This is a genomic window from Peribacillus sp. Hz7 (assembly GCF_042136355.1).
Classification (GTDB): Bacteria; Bacillota; Bacilli; order Bacillales; family DSM-1321; genus Peribacillus; species Peribacillus asahii_A.
This window is the reverse complement of sequence record NZ_JBHHJV010000004.1, coordinates 250,308-269,387: the sequence shown is the minus strand read 5'-3', so window position 1 is coordinate 269,387 and position 19,080 is coordinate 250,308. Positions and strand designations below refer to the sequence as shown.

Genomic DNA, 19,080 nt, shown 5'->3' with positions numbered 1-19,080 from the left:
GCAGTAGGACCCCCACCTCAAGCGTATGAGGAAACAAAGGAGATAGGTGGGGGACAACTGCCCGTAAAGGTCCGATTGGTTCAACTAACCATCAGTGGGGGATGAAGGGAAATCCCCACTGATGGAAGTTTCACTTTATCCCGCCTTTTAAAACAGGTCATACCCGTTAATATGCAGGCATGACCGTTTAAATTAAATATTTCCACGGCGTTCTTGCTCGCGCTCAATGGATTCAAATAGTGCTTTGAAATTTCCTTCACCAAAGCCGAGTGCGCCTTTACGCTGAATGATTTCGATGAACAGGGTCGGACGGTCGACAACTGGTTTTGTGAAGATTTGAAGTAAATACCCTTCGTCATCTCGATCGACAAGAATACTCAGCTCTTGAAGTTTTTTTATATCTTCATCAATATCTCCAACACGGTTTGCTAAATCTTTATAATACGTGTCTGGTGTACTCAGGAATTCTACACCATTTTCCTTTAGCAGAGCGACTGTGCGGACAATGTCATTCGTTAATAGGGCAAGATGCTGAACGCCTGGTCCATTATAGTAGTCAAGATATTCTTGAATTTGTGATTTGCGTTTTCCTTCTGCTGGTTCGTTGATGGGGAATTTGATACGTCCTGTTCCATTTATCATTACTTTCGACATAAGTGCAGAATATTCTGTTGAAATATTCTCATCATCAAAATGTTTTAGGACGTTAAATCCAAAAACTTTTTCGTAATAATTTGTCCATTCTTCCATTACTTCTACGTTGCCGACAACGTGGTCCACGCCAATTAAACCAGAGGAAGCGTTTTCAAAACGGTGTTCGTATGCTACAAATCCTGGCATAAAGGGGCCTTTATAATCAATAGGTTCAACGAGTGTGTGAATCGTGTCACCGTATGTGCCGATAATGGCTTTTTTCACTTTTCCATTTTCATCCTCTTCGATCCAAGGCTCTTGGATTGCTATACCTCCGCGTTCAATGGCACCTGTGTATGTTTTTTCCAAATCCTTAACAAGAAGGGCGATATCTTTGACACCTTCTCCATGTTTTTTAATAAACTCGGCAATACTCGTGCTATCTGAAAGTGCTCCTGTTAAAATCAATCGGATAGCGCCTTGTTCCAGCACATATGAAACATGGTCACGCGAGCCAGTCTCAAGCCCTTTGTATGCCACAAGTTTAAAGCCGAATGCATTTGCGTAGTAATATGCTGCTTGTTTTGCATTACCTGTATAAATCTCCATGTAATGTACATTTTTAATCGGAAAAATTTCTTCTTTTTTTGTTTTTGTAGATGGTCTTTTTTTAGCCATATTTAACACTCCTTTAATGTTTTAGGGCATTGATGTTTCATTGAGCTCATGCAAGAACGAGTTTCGACATATGCCTACGTACCTTTCGAAAATCGAGTTAATATACTAGCAATATAAAAAGGGGTGCTGGAAATGGAGATAGAAGTAAAATTTTGCCCTTGTAACTTTGAGGATGATATGGAAAGTATTAAAGAACAGTTGATGGAGCGAAGCGATGTGAACGTTATTGAAGAACGCTGCCTGCTTTTTTGCGGACAATGTTTAGTAGAACCATTTGCTCTTGTAAATGGCCAAAATATTGCGGCAAATAATGTGGATGAATTGCTTGAAAAAATTGAACACCACATTGATATGTGTATTGAGGAAACGTAATAATATTCCATCTCAACAAATCGGCTGGAAGATATTTTTAGTAAAAAACAAATCGTACCGGTGTTAACAGATATTTTTATAAAATAATATGAAGAATAAAGGCTGTTCACAAAGGGGAATTTTGAACAGCCTTTTTATGTGCCGAGGAATGGAAATGAATATATTGAGTCTTTTTAGAGTTAGGAATATTTGGTATGATAGTGATATTTGCAAAAGATAATAAATATGCCTAATAAAGGCAGGGAGAGAAAGGGGGGCTTTGCATAGAATGAGCGATCCTTTTAAAGAAGACATACCGATAGAGACGCGGCGGCGGATATTTCAACAAGAGCTGCAGGTGTTGCGAGAACAAAGACTTATTCCAAAAACAGATTATATTCGAATCAGTCGTTTGTACGATCGCTATAGCATGCAAATGATTCATAAGGAGAAAACGAATCATATTGTAAAAGAAGAAAAGAAAAATGTGATGGAACCGACGATACCATCACAAGAAAAAGTGAAGGAAATTGTTTCTGAAGAACCAATCATTTCACACGAAATAGAAACACCTCAAGTACCAATCGAGCCAGTAATCGTTCCAAAAGTGACAGTAAAGCCTGAAAAAACCGCGGAGCAGCTTCGGGAGCGAAATATTTCCGTTGTGTTAATTACCGGTGTTATTTTTCTATTGTTCGGCGGTCTTATTTTGGCCACTTCCACATGGGGAGAGTTAAATGCTGTTTTAAAAGTGATGAGCATTAGCTTAGTGTCTATGTTTTTTGCCGGTATGGCTTTTATTGCTTCCAAACTGAAAATTAAACAAACAGCCTTTGCCTTTTTAACATTAGCGAGTTTGTTTATCCCCATCTCGATTTTATCTGCTTCCTATTATCAAATTTTTGGAGAATATTTGTCGCTTCAAGGGAACGGAAGAGGGTTGCTTGGGTTAATTGGGGGAGTCATTTGTTTTGCGATTTATATGAAAATTGCTCAATATTTTCAGTCAAAAGTATTTGTGTTGATTTCATTAGTTACTTTTGCGATGACAACGTACTTTGGCCTGGCCTATATCACTTTCTCAAGAGACGTGTTGTTGCTGCTGATGGCCTTATTAAACGTGTTGTTCCTATGGAATCTTGATTATGTGAAGAGCCAGACGAAGCTGATGTTATTTAAACCGTATGTTTTTCAATTTATGATGTTTAAAATAATAGCAGAAACGTTTGTCACCCTTACTTTATTTTCAAATAATAGTATGTATTCATTCACATTACTAATCCTATCTGTATTATTTTTACTATTGGCTGTTAAGCATCAAAAACTTTATTTTCATTTTGTCTTTAGTATCGTGTTTACCTATGGATTTGTTCATACGGTGTATCAATCGTTTTTGAAAGAATATTCAATTGTTGCCTTTGCCATACTGCCGTTGATATTTATCGGTTTGTCCAACTATCTGGGTAAAGGAAATCAAGCATTAGCGACAAGTCTTAGACAGACAAGTTTAGTAACAGGCGGCTTAGTCTTTATCTATGTGAATGCAATGGCGTGGACCGACCAGGAAGCTCAAATCTTTTTAGCTTTGCTCGTGCTAACTTGTCAATTTGTGTATCTTTCTTTTACAACGCAAAGAAAGGCTTACACATATCCAGCTCTTGTTTTATTTAGTTTAGCCTTTGTTTATTTAGGCTTTGCTTTGGATTTAGATTTTTCGAATACGGTAAATTTGCTGTTTGTGATTCAGCTTTTGCTCTATTTAGGTTTATATATCTATCATTCTGAGAAACTACGCTTATTTAAGGAAAGTGCGTTATATATTGCAGGCAGCAGTATGCTAGGTATGTTAACGTTGAAATTAGCTGCATTACAATGGCTTGACCTTAGTGCAGGTTTAGCGATTATTTCCGGATTACTCTATGTTACGTATCGAAAAGATCGCAGCGAAGAGATGAGAAGAGTAAGTGCTTATGGATTCCCAATTAGTTTAGTTGTCGCCTGTATGACACTGTATCCATATTTCAATCAAATAAGTCCATTATATGAAAATAATATAGAAATCAGTGTCCATACGATGATAGTCGCTATACTTTCTATTGGAATCGGCAGTTTGTTTAAGAAAACAGAAAAAGTATTCTTTCATGTGTTTTTTATTGCTGGGCAAGTGTTATCGTTTCTAGCGTTTTTATTCTTAGTTGGCAGCTCGTTGCCTCCACTAGTTATCACGCTGCTAATCACTCTAACGACCGCTATTAACGGATGGTCCGTGCATCAGTATCGTCATCACTTGCTTTGGATCCCGGTTCTTATTACGAGTGTAGGAGTCTATGGTTCACTATTTTCAGTATTCGACTTCAAGCAGCCTTCCTTCAATATTGCGTATTATTTGTTAGGTCCGTTACTTTTCTTATTGCTTGCTGAGTGGCTTGGCAAATACGCAAGGAACGGCAGGCAATATTTCTTTTGGTGGAGTCAGCTGATGAATGTGTTAGCGATTCCTATAGGGTATCTGCTCATCCGCATAGAAGGCGCAACACCTTGGCTTTATGTATTAGTCTTGGCTGTCTATATATGGAGTGCTTTACGAACAAAGATTAATTGGCAAAGATATGTGTTTACTTACGTTGGTTTCGTCACACTTTATGTCCAAGTGCTATTAGTATTTGAACGTTCTTTATTAGTGGAGTATACAATGTCTCTTACGTTAGTAACGACCGCGATTATCATCATCGTGTTGTGGAGCGCAGCTAATAGGGGATGGAAACATCTTATTGAATGGTACTTAATTCCTTTCTTACATTTGGTTACGTTCGTTCATATTGCAGAAGTATATGCCTATGGGTTTCCAGAGAAATGGACAGAAGTTTGGGCAGGGATTGTAACCGTTCTATTAGCTGGTGCTTTATATTTGTTACGGAAGAAGAAGTGGGAAAATGCTACTGTAGCACCGCTTTTATTAGCCTTCATTTATTTTGTGATGTATGCCGGAAATTTATCTCTTGTACTTGGCATGATTGTGTTATTTGTGTTAATGGCTGTCATGCTTCTACTTAGTAAACGAGACTTCTCGGGCCTCATAAAGCGGACAGAATCCACGATCATTATTGATTTTTATCGGATTTTCGGTTTGCTTTATGTAATCGCGATGAATGCGAAAGTGTTTGCGAATACAACGAGTGTGATGAGCTTAGAGATTTTTGTGTCTCTCCTAGTTGTTCTATATTTCCTTGCGATTCGAGTGTGGACCATTGATTTGAAAGAGCGAAAGATATATACGGCGGCTGCCATCACGTTATGTTTATATCCATATCAGGTGATTGTTGAGCAACTGTCTATTCCAGATGTATTTGTTACGGAAGTATATGTTGTGCCGTTATTAATCATTGTGCCGGTGTTATGTAGAAAGATTTTCGCATTTGGAAAAACAACTCAAATCGTTGAGCTCGTTATTGTTTCTTTTCTGTTTTTTGTATTAATTTTTGATGCAATGGAAGGGAATACATTAACAGATGCGTTGATTATCGGAACGATTTCTTTAATCTCTCTGTTATTCGGATTTATGATGAAATATAAATCGTTCTTCCTGGCTGGAACAGGGACGATTTTACTTAATATTTATATGAATACGAATTCGTTATGGGGGCAAATGCCATGGTGGTTTTATTTAATTATTGGTGGTATTTTGCTCATTGCTGTTGCTAGCTTTTTTGAGTGGAAAAAACAAAAAGAAAACACAACTTCGAGGGAAATATTGGAAAGGAACAAACAACGAATTAAAAATTGGTTTAATAAATGGAGTTAGACACCGAAATATGTAGAGAATTTTACTTTATCTTTCCTCAAAAAAAACGGTAAGCGAATATGCTTACCGTTTTTTTTGAGGTTTATTTGTCTTTTTCATACGCAATAACGATAACTTCTTTATTCGTTTCAGTACGTAATTTGCTTTCGAATTGTTGTAAATCTTGAAGAGCATCTTGCGATAGGCTTGCTGCAGTATAATCTTGTTCTGAGTTCATTGTTCATCGCTCCTTTTAACTGTTTACTTGTATAGGTTATCCAGTATGAGCGGATTTATACGATTTTTATCGAGCTGTTTGGCATGAGCAAGATAATAAGCTGAATTAGCAGATAAGCAAAGAAAAATCGGTGCAATGAACTAAAAATCGTTCGTTGCACCGATTGATGAGTTATTGAGTTACTAATTGTTGTAGTCTTTCTGCCACTTCTTCTTCAGTTAAGTTATGCTCAGCTACATAGCGGTTGCGTGGATGCACGCGGCATTCATGAGAACAGCTGCGCAGGTGCTTATGTTCACTTTCCTCGCTCGCTAAGATTTTCTTATTACATTCTGGGTTTGCACAGTTTACATAGCGTTCACAAGGTTCGCCAGTAAAATAGTCGCGACCAACAATGACGTGCTCTTTTTGATTAATTGGAACAGAGATTCTTTCATCAAATACATACATTTGTCCGTCCCAAAGCTCACCTTTTACTTCAGGGTCTTTCCCATACGTAGCGATTCCGCCGTGCAGTTGACCAACATCTTTAAAACCTTCACGAACGAGCCAGCCTGAGAATTTTTCGCAGCGAATACCGCCTGTGCAATAGGTTAACACTCTTTTTCCTTCAAACATTTCTTTATTGTCACGTACCCATTGCGGTAAATCACGGAAGTTTAAAATATCTGGTTTAATTGCTCCGCGGAAATGACCTAAGTCATATTCATAGTCATTACGAGCATCGAGTACAACTGTATTTTCATCCTGCATTTCTTCAAAAAATTCTTTTGGACTTAAATGGCGGCCTGTTAGCTCATTCGGGTTAATATCATCTTCTAAGCGAAGTGTAACAAGTTCTGGACGAGCGCGAACTTTCATTTTAGGGAAAGCATGCTCATCTGCTTCGTCTATTTTGTAAACCATATCCGCAAATCGCGGATCGTTTTTCATCATTTCAATATATTGATTTGTTTGTTCAACTGTACCAGAAACAGTACCATTGATTCCTTCCTTCGCAATTAAAATACGGCCTTTTAACCCGTGCTGGATACAAAATGCTCGATGTTCAGCCGCATATTCCTCAGGATTTTCAATCGTTACATACTTATAATACAGTAATACTCTGTATGGTTTATTTTCTGTCATCATTTTTTTACCACCTATTGGTTATATTTGCAAGGTATAATGTATTTAGGCAGATGATCTATTTAAAACATTTCTCTTACAGACCATTATTGTATCAAATTATTGCGTAAAAGATAAGAAAACAGCTTATTTTCCAAAAAGTGACCAAGAGGTGAAGGAAATGTTACAAAACTTAGTGAAATATCCGATTATTCAAGCTCCAATGGCAGGAGGAGCATCCAATCCTGTATTAGCCGCTGCAGTATCAAATGCAGGGGGCTTAGGTTTTCTAGCTGCTGGTTATAAAACAGCCGAAGATGTGCGAAAAGAAATTGTCCAAACCAGACAAATGACAGAAAAGCCTTTCGGTGTAAATGTATTTGTCCCAAGCGATGAATCAGTGGATGAAGGCGTTTTAGCGGAGTATCGGCAAAAAATTGAACAAGAAGCTTTAAAGATTGAAACAACCATTGGAGAAGCATACAGTGATGATGATGAGTGGAGTCAAAAAATAGCTGTTTTAAAAGAAGAAAAAGTACCGGTTGTCAGCTTTACATTTGGGTGCCCAGCGGAAGAAGTCATTCGTGAACTCCAACAGGCAGGCTCAATTGTTATCGTGACCGTTACAAATGTAGAGGAAGCAAAAATTGCGCAAGAGCGAGGAGCGAATGCCGTTTGTGTACAAGGAATAGAGGCAGGGGGTCATCGTGGTTCTTTTAAGAATGAAACAGAAGAAGACTATGGGCTACTCGTATTAATTCGCCTAATCCAACAAGAAATAGACCTGCCGATTATTGCAGCAGGTGGAATTATGAATGGGAAAGACGTTGCCGCGGTACTAACAGCAGGTGCAACGGCCGCTCAATTAGGAACCGCTTTTCTTCGTTGTCCAGAGAGTGGAGCGAGTTCTGTTCATAAAGCAGCACTCGTTGATTCTCGATTTGAAAAAACTGCTTTGACACGTGCTTTTAGCGGCCGACGTGCACGCGGGTTAGTCAATTATTTTTTAACAACTTATAGTGCTGAAGCGCCAGCGGCTTATCCACATCTTCACCATATGACGAAGACGATGCGAAAGGTAGCCGGGCAAAAAAATGAACCAGAGCTTATGGCATTGTGGGCAGGGCAGGGGCATAGACTAGCCAAGGAGCTGCCAGCAGGAGAAGTCGTTCGAGAAATCGTACAGATGGCTAATTTAAAATTTTAGGCATGAAAATAGCCCCTAAGGTTAATCTATTATTGATTACATTTACGTAAAGGGGTTTTTATAGTTATGACGCAATCCAAACGACAACAAGAAAGACAGTGGACAAAAAGAAAACAATCGCAAAATCCTCATGGAAAAGTTAACTCTTTTGAGCAATTAGCTGAGGGGACATTAAAAAGTGAAGCTAATAAGGAATAACATGATTTCCGCAGGAATTTGAAAATATTAATTAAACGATAAACATGCCATTCTATACGGTATAGAATGGCATGTTTATTTGTGTGATTAAAAAGAAGTAAGGTTTTGTTGGTCAGCAACAAAACCTTATTTGAATATAAAACAAAAGGATGACGAAAGATACTGGACTTCCTCACATACATATAAGAAGGGATGGCTAAATAGAGGAGTGTTAAAGTGAATCGTTCTATATGGATTCTTTGGATGTGGAGGATAGGATTTCTTCTCCTTTTATTCTGGTTAATACCGTATTCATGGGCATTAATTTTAGCTTTGTTTACAGCGCTTTTATTAAATGGGATTGTAGATTGGTTGTGTAAAAGTTTTTCGATGAAACGGTTATGGGCAGTTTTTATTGTATTCGTTTTGTATGTGGGGAGTTTAACGACTTTAACTTTTCTGTTAATCTCTGTTCTAACGAGGCAAATGATTACTGTTTCGGAAAAGGTGCCAGATATTGCGAGAGAGTTGTATCAAACGGTGATGCTCCCATTCATTAAACAGTGGGAGCAATATTCCAAAACTCTTCCGGCTGATACGATTTGGTCTATTGAAAATGCAATGGAAAGAGGAATTCGTTCGTTAGAAGGCTTTACGCAAAACTTTGTACAAGGAACGGTTCAGTTTGTTACATCAGTGCCGGCTTTATTTATTGATTTGTTAATTTATTTAATTGCCGTGTTTTTAATTTGTTTAGAACTGCCGGTTATCAGGGAAAGGGTGAAACAGTTTTTTAGAGATTCCACTTACCAAAAGATTTCTTTCGTGTATCAAGATTTAAGTATAGCAGCCGTTGGTTTTTTGAAAGCACAGGTGTTGCTTAGTTTACTTACGTTTGTTATGGCGTACGCAGGCTTATGGTTATTAAACGTTCCTTATACCTTATTACTTACTTTGTTAATTGTTATTGTGGATATTTTGCCTATTCTAGGAACAGGTTCCGTGCTTGTGCCATGGGCAATCATCGTTTTCTTTCAAGGGAATCAGCATTTGGCAATTGGTTTATTGCTTCTCTTTCTTGTCATTACAATAGTGAGAAGAACGGTCGAACCAAAAGTTTATTCGGCTAATATGGGATTAACACCGTTAGCCGCTTTAATCAGTTTATATTTAGGATTTAAGCTGCTCGGATTTATTGGGCTTTTTGTTGGTCCCGCTTTAGTGATTGTCTATGAAACATTAAAAAAGGTAGGGGTAATTAAGCCTAATTTTAAACTTTAGAAGCTTTTAAACTTTTGATTAACGTCGTTTATGTTTTTTACCTTTTTGCCTTTTCCCTGACAGTGGGAACAACTGCGTGAGAAGAATTGGAGAAATTTCTTTTTTCCTCTTCCTTTGCAGTGTTGACAGATTGAGATGACTTTCATGTTTCTACCTCCTTGAAGTCGTTTTTACTAACAGTATCGAGCAAGAAGGGAATAATTATACTTAATTACAATAATTTAGGATGAATAAAGATATCTGTTAAATTATAGTATATGTGCAATAGAGCAGAAATGAGCACAACAAAAACCCCGCGCTTATAAAAGTGCGGGGTTTTTGTGTTTATGAAACAATCTCTGTTTTGGAGATGATTGGGAAATCCTTCACCTCTGCCACTTCCGTAATGACTGTAGCTGGTTTGTAAATTTCAATATAGTGAATATGATGATCTTCCATTTCTTTTATTTTAAAATGATAATCACCATACTTGAGAACATCGCCTTGCTTAGATTCATAGTTCTCCGTTAAAATCCAGCCGCCCATTGTATCGATATCTTCATCATCAATATCAATTTTGAGTAAATCATTGATCTCGCTAATTAATACTTTTGCATCGATGATATAGTGATCGTCTTTGAGTTTACGAATATCTGGAACCTCGTCTAAGTCGAATTCGTCGCGAATATCGCCGACAATCTCTTCTAGAATATCTTCAACTGTAACGAGTCCTGATGTACCGCCATATTCATCCATTAAAATAGCCATATGAATTCGTTCTTTCTGCATTTTGACTAATAAGTCATGAATAGGGATGCTATCGATCACTCGAATGATTGGACGAATATACTGTTCAATCGTTTGAGTTGACTGGTTGCTCTTATCAATCATTTGCGTAAATAGTTCTTTCATGTTGACCATCCCGATGACATGGTCTTTATCCCCATCAATAACAGGATAACGTGTGTATTTCTCTTCTGATAAAACTTCAAAAAATTGTTGAATCGTATCTGTTTTAGATAATGTGGCAATCTCTGTACGAGGTACCATGATTTCTTTTGCAATCCGATCATCGAATTCGAAAATTTTGTTTACATATTTAAACTCAGATTGGTTAATTTCACCACTCTTATAACTTTCTGAAACGATAATACGAAGCTCTTCTTCTGTATGAGCGATATCATGTTCAGATACAGCTTTTAAACCAAACATTCTTGTAAGCATTCGCGCGCTTCCATTCAGTATCCAAATAAATGGGTACATGATTTTGTTAAACCAAATTAATGGTTTCGATACGAGTAAAGTTACTTGCTCGGCTTTTTGGATCGCTAACGTTTTTGGTGCCAATTCTCCGACAACTACGTGAATAAAGGTAATAAGGGAAAAGGCAATGATAATTGATAAAATATGAGCAACAGAATTAGGGATATGAAGTTGAGTTAGAAGCGGTCCTAAAATTCTTTCAACAGTCGGTTCTCCCAGCCAACCAAGACCAAGTGCGGTAATCGTAATACCAAGCTGACAGGTGGATAAATACTCATCCAAATTAGAGGTTACTCGTTTTGCCTGAATGGCATTCGCTTTTCCTTCTTCAATTAATTGGTCAATTCTTGTACTCCTTACTTTAACAATTGCAAACTCTGAAGCTACAAAAAATGCTGTCAAAGCAATTAGAATGGCAATCAAAACCAAGTTTATTATGTCCAAATAAGTCTCCCTTAACTCGCCTTTAAGGCGAATCAGGAGTCCACCTCCTAGATTTTTAAAATATACTGAATTTTTGTTCATTAAATATGTGATGCTGGATTACGACGAGACGGGAGCTACAAGAACTTTTTCCGTGAATAAGTGCTGTAAGATTAGTAGCTTCTTCCGTATACACTTTTGCATCGGAATACGTAGTATCCGCTCGTCACTACGAATATCCTTTAATGCCCCATCCAATCACCTCGAATTCTAATTAATTAAATATCTTCATTATAGAAACAGTCATAAATTTCGTCAAACCGACTAGAAGGGCTAATTTGACGATTATTGCTTAATATATGAATGTTTTAAAGGAATATTAGCGTTTTTTAGCCGTTTTCTTTACTTCTCTCTTAATATTATAGAATATTCAGTCAATTTTTCCTCTTTTTGAAATAGTCACTTACAGTATATGGTTGCTTGTTCATTCATTCCTGTATCGTTGAAAAAAATAGAAGCATGAAGATTAATTTTTTTATTCTTTCTGACATATTGTGTAGAAACGGACGGGCTCATGATGGGGGGATTTATATATCATATATTGAAAAGGTAGCGGCGACGATTGTTGGCAGCTTGCTTCTTGGAATTGCTATCAACTTTTTTTTGGTTCCTTATCATTTATTAGATGGCGGATTGATTGGACTTGGGCTTATTATTCATTATTATTTTCAGCTTCCTGCTGGATTGAGCATTATTTTACTTAGTGCACCCCTTTATGCCTATGTTTGGTTCTTTGAAAGGAGTTGGCTCTTTCGCAGTTTAAATGGTTTACTCGTTTCTTCCTTGTGTATCGATCTTTGTTCAAACATTATTATACATTGGAAGGTGCCAATTGCGCTTAGTGCTATATTAGGCGGTTTATTAATTGGGTTAGGTATTGGTCTTATGCTTCGTTATGAAACATCAACAGGAGGAACAGATATGCTGGCTCACATTATTTCTAAAAAAAGCGGATGGAATGTCGGGTTAATTATTTTGTTCCTAGATAGTTGTGTACTCGTATCAGGTATTAATATTGTTGGTGTAACCATCTTTTGTTATTCTGTGCTCACCATTATTGCTGGAGCTTTTATGACGTCGATTACGGTGAGGAGGTCCTGGTGATTTTTTTGTATAAAATCATCCCTTTTGGGTAAATATGGAATTTAGTGGGAGGTTGGTAAAGACGAATATTCCACTATATTTCATTTTAACATAAAGGAAGTTATGCGATGAAGAAATTACCAGCGTTTAGTATACTGCTCGTACTTGTACTATTAGCAGGATGTCAAGAAACAGAAATGCCAGAGGGGAAGGAAGTAAATAGTACGGTTACTACTCCGTTAGTCGCTTCAATTTCAAGTGTGGGCGATCTTGTAGCAGGCAAGGAGATTATTATTGAGGCTTCAGTGAAACAAGGAAAGGAAGTCATTCAGGAAGCGGATGAAGTGCTTATTGAAATTCGAAAATCTGGAAGCGATGAGCGAACGATGTTAGGTGCGAAAAATATTGGAGAAGGTAAGTATCAAGTATTACATACGTTTCCGGATAGCGGAAAATATTTTGTAATCGCTCATGTAACGACAAAGGGTCTTCATGTTATGCCAGAGAAAGAATTTGTAATCGAAGAGCATAAGCCTTCAGAAACATCGGCTCATCCAAGTTCGGACTTTTCTATTGAGTTCTTTAATAACCGGGCAAAAGCTGGACAAAAGTCTGATGTGGAAGCAGCTATAATCTTAGATGGAAAACCGTTAACAGCGGCGAATGTGAGCTTTGAAGTTTGGAAAGAGGGAAGCGAAGAAAGCCATTTTATTAAAGCGATTGAAAAAGAGAGCGGGAAATATCAAAATAAAGTATCCTTCCAAGAGGAAGGTACTTATAAAATCCAAGTACATGTGGAAAAAGGCGAGCTCCATGAGCATCAATTACAAACGATTGAAGTGGAGTAAGACAGGGAAGAGACTGACTGTAAAGTTGGTCTTTTTTTTGTGAAGTTGAAATAACTATTATGAATAGAGGGACGAGCGATTTCGAAAATACAATAAGGGAGAACGGGCTAATTATGTCAGAATGGATTATGTTAGCTTTGCAGTTTTTTTCGGATTTAGGGTACATAGGCATTATGTTAGGGTTGATGGTGGAAGTCATCCCAAGTGAGTTAGTACTAGGGTACGGTGGATATTTAGTAGGAATTGGACAATTGACTTTTAGTGGAGCTTTAATTGCAGGGGTAATTGGGGGGACATTAGCCCAGCTCTTTCTATATTGGGCCGGTTATTTTGGAGGCAGGCCATTTTTATTGAAATATGGTAAATATGTATTGATTAAAGAAAAGCATATAACGATGGCAGAGGAGTGGTTTGAGCGTTATGGGGTAGCGGTAATTTTTACGGCACGCTTCATTCCTGTTGTGCGCCATGCCATTTCCATCCCGGCAGGCATTGCGAAAATGTCTCATTGGAAGTTCCTTATTTATACTGTTGCGGCAATTATTCCATGGACCGTTTTATTTTTGCTATTAGGGAAATTGCTTGGGGAAAATTGGCAAGAGGTGAGAAGTTTTGCGACGCCATATATTATTCCGCTAACTGTCCTATCTGTATTGTTTATTAGTGGATATATTATGTGGAGTCAGAAACGCACACCTCCGATTATAACCGTGAAGAAAATGAACGATTATAATCGGAAGAGCTAGAGGAAGAAGGGGTTCCTAAAAGTGAAAATATCCTTCAAAGGAGTTATGAAGGACAAAATCCAGGAAACAAGCAAAGGAGCTGTCCGTTTTTAGACAGCTCCTTTTGTCAGGATTCTTCTAGTTGATTGTCTACTTGTAATATCGGTTGTTTCACTTTCTGTACTTCAATAAATTTAATTGTATGATCTTCCATTTCGATAACTTTAAAAGCAAAATCTTGTTTTTGAATGATATCACCAAGAGATACATCATAATTTTCTGTTAAAATCCAGCCGCCAATCGTATCGATATCTTCATCATCAATTTCTAGGTCTAGTAAATCATTGACTTCCTTAACGAGTAATTTTGCATCAAGAATATAATGTCCATCTGAAAGAACTTGTATAGACGGTACTTCGTCATTGTCAAACTCATCACGAATTTCACCGACAATTTCTTCGAGTATGTCTTCCACTGTAACAAGCCCAGCGGTCCCGCCGTATTCGTCCATAACAATAGCCATATGAATCCGTTCTTTCTGCATTTTTAGCAGCAGATCATGAATCGGGATATTTTCCATTACTCGGATGATAGGGCGAGTATATGTTTCAATTTTGTTAAAGCGATTATCTTGTTTTTTGATTAAATCAGCGAACACTTCTTTTAGGTTAACTAAGCCAATTACATGGTCTTTATCGCCTTCCACAACAGGATAGCGTGTATACCGTTCTTGCTTCGCCATGTTGACGAAATCTTCAAGTATTTCGTCCTTTGAAATGGTCAAAATTTCTGTTCGCGGTACCATAATTTCCTTGGCAAGACGATCATCAAACTCAAAGATATTACTTACATATTTGAATTCCGACTGGTTGATTTCTCCATTTTCATAACTATCGGATAAGATAAATCGTAACTCTTCCTCAGAATGGGCTTCATTTTCATTCGTTTGCTTAAATCCAAGCATTTTTACTACGGCACGAGCTGAATGATTCAGCAGCCAAATAAAAGGAAAGGCAATTTTATGAAAGAATAGTAACGGTTTAGCAAGCAGCAGCGTCACTTGTTCTGCTTTTTGGATAGCGACCGTTTTTGGCGCTAATTCACCTACAACAACGTTTAAAAAAGTAATAAGCGAAAAGGCAATAATAAATGATAAAATTTCGGCTGCTTGAGCTGGAATATGTAATAAATCAAACCAAGGTTTAATGAGATGTAGAACAGTAGGTTCACCAAGCCAACCTAATCCCAAAGCTGCAATGGTAATCCCAAGTTGTGTTGCCGACAAATATTCATCCAGATTGGATATCACTTTTTTTGCGGCCATTGCATTTTTATTTCCTTCTTCGATGAGCTGATCAATTCTAGAGCTGCGAACTCGGATAATAGAAAATTCCGAAGCAACGAAGAAAGCTGTTAATGCAATTAAAAGAATAACTAGTATTAAATTAAAAGTGTCCAATTAGTGCGAGATACAAATCAAATCTATGGAGTTTGATCGATCTCAGTCACCTCCCAAAATACAATAAAATTTATAAAGTCATACCTCTGCCTCAATAACGGTACGAAAGTAGTTCTAACTATTTATTATTTTATCGCTTATTCATTTTAATTGAAAGCTTCGTTAAATCTTATTCATAGCCTAATGGAAAGTTAATATTAGTATACGGAAATAGGATTCATTCCATTAAAAAATTAATAGTGTCCTTCTATGAAATAATGCCCATAAAAAAATTCACCTTCAAATAGGAAGATGAATCGTAAAGGTTGTTAAGAAATTTGAAGAATTACATGTAAGAGAGCCGCCATGTTTTTCAATAATTTCTTTACAAACAAATAAGCCAAGTCCAGTTCCTTTTGTTTTGGTGGTGACGAAAGGATCAAAAATAGTTGGCAATACATCGTCTGGGATTTTTGGACCGTTATTAGCAATCGTTAAGAGTAATCCTTCTCTAGATTGTGTACCAGAAATAGTAATAGTCGGTACAGAGGTTGTGGGAATGACATCTAGTGCGTTTAAGATAATATTTAACAATACTTGACGTATTTCTTCCTTAGAGCCGCTAATCATTATATCGTCTGGAATGGCATACGAAACGGTAGCATTTGCATCTAATATGCTTGGATAAAGAAATTCAATAACATCATCGACAAGCTTTGAAATAGAAAAGGAATCAATATATTCACTTGCTTTTTCTTTCTTTGATAAATTTAGAAATTGTGTGATTCGACTGTTTAGTTGATTAAGTTCACTTGAGATAATATCTAAATATTTTACTTCTGGATGTTCCGATTGTAGCAATTGGATAAATCCCATAATGGATGTTAATGGATTTCTAAATTCATGAACAAAGCTAGATGTCATTTGACCGAGCAGAGTCAAGCGGTCTTTATGTGTCTGACTAATGAAATAGTACTGTTCTTCTAGCGATTTTGTTTGTAATTTTGCGTAATAAGTAATGGTCTGTTGAACCAATTGATCGAGTGAACGGTTAATTTCGTTAATGAGACGAAGTGAATCACAGGGTGTTAAATGTAAGGTAAGTACTTCTTCTATCATAATGGATCTTCCAGCCGTAATCGTTTTAGTGAATTCCTCCATACTCATAATCTGAAGCAATTGTTCTGTCGCAATATTTTCCGATAATGAATCTAAACACTCTTCAAGCGTTGATTGCTGCTTTTTCATTTTTTCTATAAATAGTTTGAAAAAATGTTCGACTTTTTCTCCGGAAAGGGAGAATTGCGTCCACTGGCTAATAATACGATCTTTATGATCCATTAAGAAATCAATTGCTGTAGCGTTATTAAATAGCATCTCGCCCTCCATTGACAGGAAAAGATTTTTTCGTTGATTATTCCTATTTCGCTAATAGGAAACGAAAATCCTTTAACTTCTAAAGAAAATTATGCAAAAATTCTAAAAAAAACGATTTTTCGTATCTTTATAACTAGTAAAAAGGCTGTATTCAATAATAAGCCAGTAATCAACAAAGTCATATAATAGAGCCAATTATTTCGCTAATAGGAAACGAAAATCCTTTAACTTCTAAAGAAAATTATGCAAAAATTCTAAAAAAACGTTTTTTTTGTGTCTTTATAACTAGTAAAAAGGCTGTATTCAATAATAAGCCAGTAATCAATAAAGTCATATAATAGAGCCAATAAAAAAGTAACCAACAAAATAGCTGTTGGTTACTGTTGTGAAGTCGTATAAGGTTCTATATGAATGATTGCATATTTAACATTATGTTCCGATAGTAAGTTTTGTTCGACTTTGACCGTGATTTCATGGCTTTCAATAACCGTTAAAAGCGGGTTTACATGAACGGTTGCTTCAACAAGAATTTCATTTCCGTGCATACGAGCTTTAATTTCGCTCATTTCCTTAACGCCTTCTGTTTTTGAAATGGTCACGCCAATTTTTTGTAATAACTCTTCATCAAATCCATCTGTTAAGGAGTGGGAAGCGTCTAGGAAAATCTCGACAGCTGTTTTACAAATAATAATTCCGACAACGATAGCAGCGACTCCATCGAGCCATGCGATGCCGATATAGGTTCCTAAAATTCCAACTAAAGCACCTACACTAACGAGCGCATCCGATCGATTATCTTGTGCAACCGCATAAATGGAAGCACTATTTATTTTTCGACTAAGCGCTGCATTATAACGATAAATAACGTACATAAATACCGCGGAGAATAATGCTGTAACCGCTGTCAAGATGTTAGGTGATTGCGTATCTTCTGTAAAAAAATCTTCAATAGCACCGGTAATGACATCAATACCGACCGTAATCATGATAAAAGCAGCGATTAAAGAAGCAATTGTTTCTGCACGCAAATGGCCATATGCATGATTTTTATCTGGCGGGATTTTTGAAATTTTTAATCCAATTAATACGGCAACCGAAGCGACAATATCCGTCGCATTATTTAATCCATCTGCCCATAAACCTTTGGAGTGACCGAAATAGCCCACCGTTAATTTCAGGGCTGATAAAAATATGTAAGCAAGGATGCTAATATAAGCCCCTCTTTCAGCTGAAATAGAATTTTGATCTGTATGCATAATTGTACCCCCATTGCAAACTTGCGTATTAACGATATCAGATGAAACCGTAGTGGGTCTATAGAAACAATGTCTCCTTCATCCATTTAAATTGTATCTTTGCATTTGTATTGTAGGGCCAAAAATAAGTTGGTCACAGCTAAAAATACATCCTTAATTAGGAAGGAAGAGAAGATTAGTACTTGTTTTATGAGCAAACTAGTAGTATATTCTAACCTAGGATAAAAATTAAATACGTCCACAAGGGGAGCCGAAGAGGCTGAGAGTGAGCGAATGAGTTCTGACCCTATGAACCTGTTAGTTAATGCTAGCGTAGGGATGTGGTTTTGGATATAAAGCAATACGGGCCATCCATTACCGCCCTAGTATTGCTTTTTTGTTTGGAAAAAGCAATTCGGGCAGCTCATCTCGCTTCTCTAATTAGGAGAAGGAGGAAGTACAATGAATAACAAAACACTATTTTTAGTGGAAGTAGCTATTTTTGCGGCTTTGGCGTTGCTGCTTGATTTTGTATCAGGTGCGATTATGGGAAGGTTTTGGCCGCAAGGAGGTTCTATTTCCCTTGCGATGGTTCCTGTTTTTTTAATGGCCTTTCGTTGGGGAGTTAAAGGCGGAGTCCTTACTGGAGTTTTATTAGGAGGATTGCAAATTATAACGGGAGCCATTCCTTATCATTTTGCTTCATGGATTATAGATTATTTCTTAGCTTTTGGAGTCGTAGGGTTCGCTGGTGTATATGTGAATAAGGTAAATGTGAGCTTAAGGGAAGGAAACTATTCGAAAGCTAACTTTTACATTATAAGCGGAGTGTTGTTAGGAAGCTTTTTACGATTTTTATGTCATTTTGCTTCTGGTATTATTCTTTATGGAGAGTATGCGCCGCCAGGCCAACCAGTCGCGCTTTACTCGCTCGTTTATAATGGTACGTATATGCTAGGATGCTTTGTACTATCTGCTATTATCGTGGCCATGCTTTATTCAACGGCAAGAAATGTATTAATGAGAAAAGCGTATTAAATCTTCAGTCGGATCTGTTATAGGTCCGGCTTTTTCTATCGTTTAATTTTTAAGTGTTCGTGAATATGGTTGTTCCATTTGATTTGCGGCTTAAATGAGCCGTAAATTAATCTATGAAAAAAGCTGAGCAAGTATGAAAGTCTCTCGCTCAGCTTGGT

At 37.1% G+C, this 19,080-nt stretch carries 16 protein-coding genes and 1 riboswitch; of the genes, 9 read left to right on the top strand and 7 right to left on the bottom strand.

Features of this window, described 5'->3' with window-relative positions; all coding sequences use genetic code 11:
* Positions 1–192: 192 nt before the first annotated feature.
* The gene (gene hppD, locus ACE199_RS08860; RefSeq protein WP_375349416.1) at positions 193–1,311 is read right to left on the bottom strand and encodes a 4-hydroxyphenylpyruvate dioxygenase; all 1,119 of its coding nucleotides are present in this window, start codon (positions 1,309–1,311) and stop codon (positions 193–195) included.
* Positions 1,312–1,443: 132 nt separating this feature from the next.
* Here hppD and ACE199_RS08855 point away from each other — a divergent pair, with 132 nt between their 5' ends.
* Together ACE199_RS08855 and ACE199_RS08850 are read left to right on the top strand one after the other, a co-directional pair.
* Positions 1,444–1,683, top strand: a complete 240-nt coding sequence (locus ACE199_RS08855) for a DUF1450 domain-containing protein (RefSeq protein ID WP_252289062.1) — start codon at positions 1,444–1,446, stop codon at positions 1,681–1,683.
* Positions 1,684–1,951: 268 nt separating this feature from the next.
* Positions 1,952–5,464: a hypothetical protein gene (locus tag ACE199_RS08850; RefSeq protein ID WP_375349415.1), complete on the top strand. Its 3,513-nt coding sequence runs from the start codon at positions 1,952–1,954 to the stop codon at positions 5,462–5,464.
* A gap of 82 nt (positions 5,465–5,546) precedes the next feature.
* Here ACE199_RS08850 and ACE199_RS08845 read toward each other — a convergent pair whose 3' ends face one another.
* Together ACE199_RS08845 and trhO are read right to left on the bottom strand one after the other, a co-directional pair.
* The gene (locus tag ACE199_RS08845; RefSeq protein ID WP_286676612.1) at positions 5,547–5,681 is read right to left on the bottom strand and encodes a hypothetical protein; all 135 of its coding nucleotides are present in this window, start codon (positions 5,679–5,681) and stop codon (positions 5,547–5,549) included.
* 171 nt (positions 5,682–5,852) lie between these two features.
* Positions 5,853–6,809, bottom strand: a complete 957-nt coding sequence (gene trhO, locus ACE199_RS08840; protein ID WP_375349431.1) for an oxygen-dependent tRNA uridine(34) hydroxylase TrhO — start codon at positions 6,807–6,809, stop codon at positions 5,853–5,855.
* Positions 6,810–6,969: 160 nt separating this feature from the next.
* Between trhO and ACE199_RS08835 the strand changes: the two genes are divergently transcribed.
* From ACE199_RS08835 to ytvI, 3 genes are all read left to right on the top strand, one after another.
* Positions 6,970–7,995: an NAD(P)H-dependent flavin oxidoreductase gene (locus ACE199_RS08835; protein WP_375349414.1), complete on the top strand. Its 1,026-nt coding sequence runs from the start codon at positions 6,970–6,972 to the stop codon at positions 7,993–7,995.
* 66 nt (positions 7,996–8,061) lie between these two features.
* Positions 8,062–8,193: a DUF6254 family protein gene (locus ACE199_RS08830; RefSeq protein ID WP_252293144.1), complete on the top strand. Its 132-nt coding sequence runs from the start codon at positions 8,062–8,064 to the stop codon at positions 8,191–8,193.
* 216 nt (positions 8,194–8,409) lie between these two features.
* On the top strand, positions 8,410–9,453 hold the full coding sequence (gene ytvI, locus ACE199_RS08825; protein ID WP_375349413.1) for a sporulation integral membrane protein YtvI: 1,044 nt from the start codon (positions 8,410–8,412) through the stop codon (positions 9,451–9,453).
* Between the two features lie 324 nt (positions 9,454–9,777).
* Here the strand turns inward: ytvI and ACE199_RS08820 are convergent, their stop codons facing one another.
* Positions 9,778–11,139, bottom strand: a complete 1,362-nt coding sequence (locus ACE199_RS08820; RefSeq protein WP_127759184.1) for a hemolysin family protein — start codon at positions 11,137–11,139, stop codon at positions 9,778–9,780.
* Between the two features lie 498 nt (positions 11,140–11,637).
* Between ACE199_RS08820 and ACE199_RS08815 the strand changes: the two genes are divergently transcribed.
* From ACE199_RS08815 to uptA, 3 genes are all read left to right on the top strand, one after another.
* Positions 11,638–12,282 (top strand): YitT family protein, encoded by a 645-nt coding sequence (locus tag ACE199_RS08815; RefSeq protein ID WP_375349412.1) that lies wholly within the window; start codon positions 11,638–11,640, stop codon positions 12,280–12,282.
* A gap of 107 nt (positions 12,283–12,389) precedes the next feature.
* Entirely contained in the window at positions 12,390–13,109 is a 720-nt protein-coding gene (locus ACE199_RS08810) for a FixH family protein (RefSeq protein ID WP_375349411.1), read from the top strand.
* A gap of 113 nt (positions 13,110–13,222) precedes the next feature.
* Positions 13,223–13,855, top strand: a complete 633-nt coding sequence (gene uptA, locus ACE199_RS08805; protein ID WP_375349410.1) for an undecaprenyl phosphate transporter UptA — start codon at positions 13,223–13,225, stop codon at positions 13,853–13,855.
* 106 nt (positions 13,856–13,961) lie between these two features.
* Here the strand turns inward: uptA and ACE199_RS08800 are convergent, their stop codons facing one another.
* From ACE199_RS08800 to ACE199_RS08790, 3 genes are all read right to left on the bottom strand, one after another.
* A complete protein-coding gene (locus ACE199_RS08800; protein ID WP_375349409.1) occupies positions 13,962–15,293 on the bottom strand; it encodes a hemolysin family protein in 1,332 nt (443 codons plus the stop codon).
* Between the two features lie 279 nt (positions 15,294–15,572).
* The gene (locus ACE199_RS08795) at positions 15,573–16,649 is read right to left on the bottom strand and encodes an ATP-binding protein (RefSeq protein WP_375349408.1); all 1,077 of its coding nucleotides are present in this window, start codon (positions 16,647–16,649) and stop codon (positions 15,573–15,575) included.
* Positions 16,650–17,026: 377 nt separating this feature from the next.
* Positions 17,027–17,905, bottom strand: a complete 879-nt coding sequence (locus ACE199_RS08790) for a cation diffusion facilitator family transporter (RefSeq protein WP_375349407.1) — start codon at positions 17,903–17,905, stop codon at positions 17,027–17,029.
* A 233-nt stretch (positions 17,906–18,138) separates the two neighbouring features.
* A riboswitch (TPP riboswitch) is annotated at positions 18,139–18,241 on the top strand.
* A 105-nt stretch (positions 18,242–18,346) separates the two neighbouring features.
* Here ACE199_RS08790 and thiT point away from each other — a divergent pair.
* Entirely contained in the window at positions 18,347–18,922 is a 576-nt protein-coding gene (gene thiT / locus ACE199_RS08785) for an energy-coupled thiamine transporter ThiT (RefSeq protein WP_252293160.1), read from the top strand.
* Positions 18,923–19,080 lie beyond the last annotated feature (158 nt).

Excerpts from the sequence above, each read along its gene's own strand:
- hppD (WP_375349416.1), bottom strand. The coding sequence starts at position 1,311 with ATGGCTAAAAAAAGACCATCTACAAAAACAAAAAAAGAAGAAATTTTT.
- ACE199_RS08855 (WP_252289062.1), top strand. The coding sequence starts at position 1,444 with ATGGAGATAGAAGTAAAATTTTGCCCTTGTAACTTTGAGGATGATATG.
- ACE199_RS08850 (WP_375349415.1), top strand. The coding sequence starts at position 1,952 with ATGAGCGATCCTTTTAAAGAAGACATACCGATAGAGACGCGGCGGCGG.
- ACE199_RS08845 (WP_286676612.1), bottom strand. The coding sequence starts at position 5,681 with ATGAACTCAGAACAAGATTATACTGCAGCAAGCCTATCGCAAGATGCT.
- trhO (WP_375349431.1), bottom strand. The coding sequence starts at position 6,809 with ATGACAGAAAATAAACCATACAGAGTATTACTGTATTATAAGTATGTA.
- ACE199_RS08835 (WP_375349414.1), top strand. The coding sequence starts at position 6,970 with ATGTTACAAAACTTAGTGAAATATCCGATTATTCAAGCTCCAATGGCA.
- ACE199_RS08830 (WP_252293144.1), top strand. The coding sequence starts at position 8,062 with ATGACGCAATCCAAACGACAACAAGAAAGACAGTGGACAAAAAGAAAA.
- ACE199_RS08815 (WP_375349412.1), top strand. The coding sequence starts at position 11,638 with ATGAAGATTAATTTTTTTATTCTTTCTGACATATTGTGTAGAAACGGA.
- ACE199_RS08810 (WP_375349411.1), top strand. The coding sequence starts at position 12,390 with ATGAAGAAATTACCAGCGTTTAGTATACTGCTCGTACTTGTACTATTA.
- uptA (WP_375349410.1), top strand. The coding sequence starts at position 13,223 with ATGTCAGAATGGATTATGTTAGCTTTGCAGTTTTTTTCGGATTTAGGG.
- ACE199_RS08795 (WP_375349408.1), bottom strand. The coding sequence starts at position 16,649 with ATGCTATTTAATAACGCTACAGCAATTGATTTCTTAATGGATCATAAA.
- ACE199_RS08790 (WP_375349407.1), bottom strand. The coding sequence starts at position 17,905 with ATGCATACAGATCAAAATTCTATTTCAGCTGAAAGAGGGGCTTATATT.
- thiT (WP_252293160.1), top strand. The coding sequence starts at position 18,347 with ATGAATAACAAAACACTATTTTTAGTGGAAGTAGCTATTTTTGCGGCT.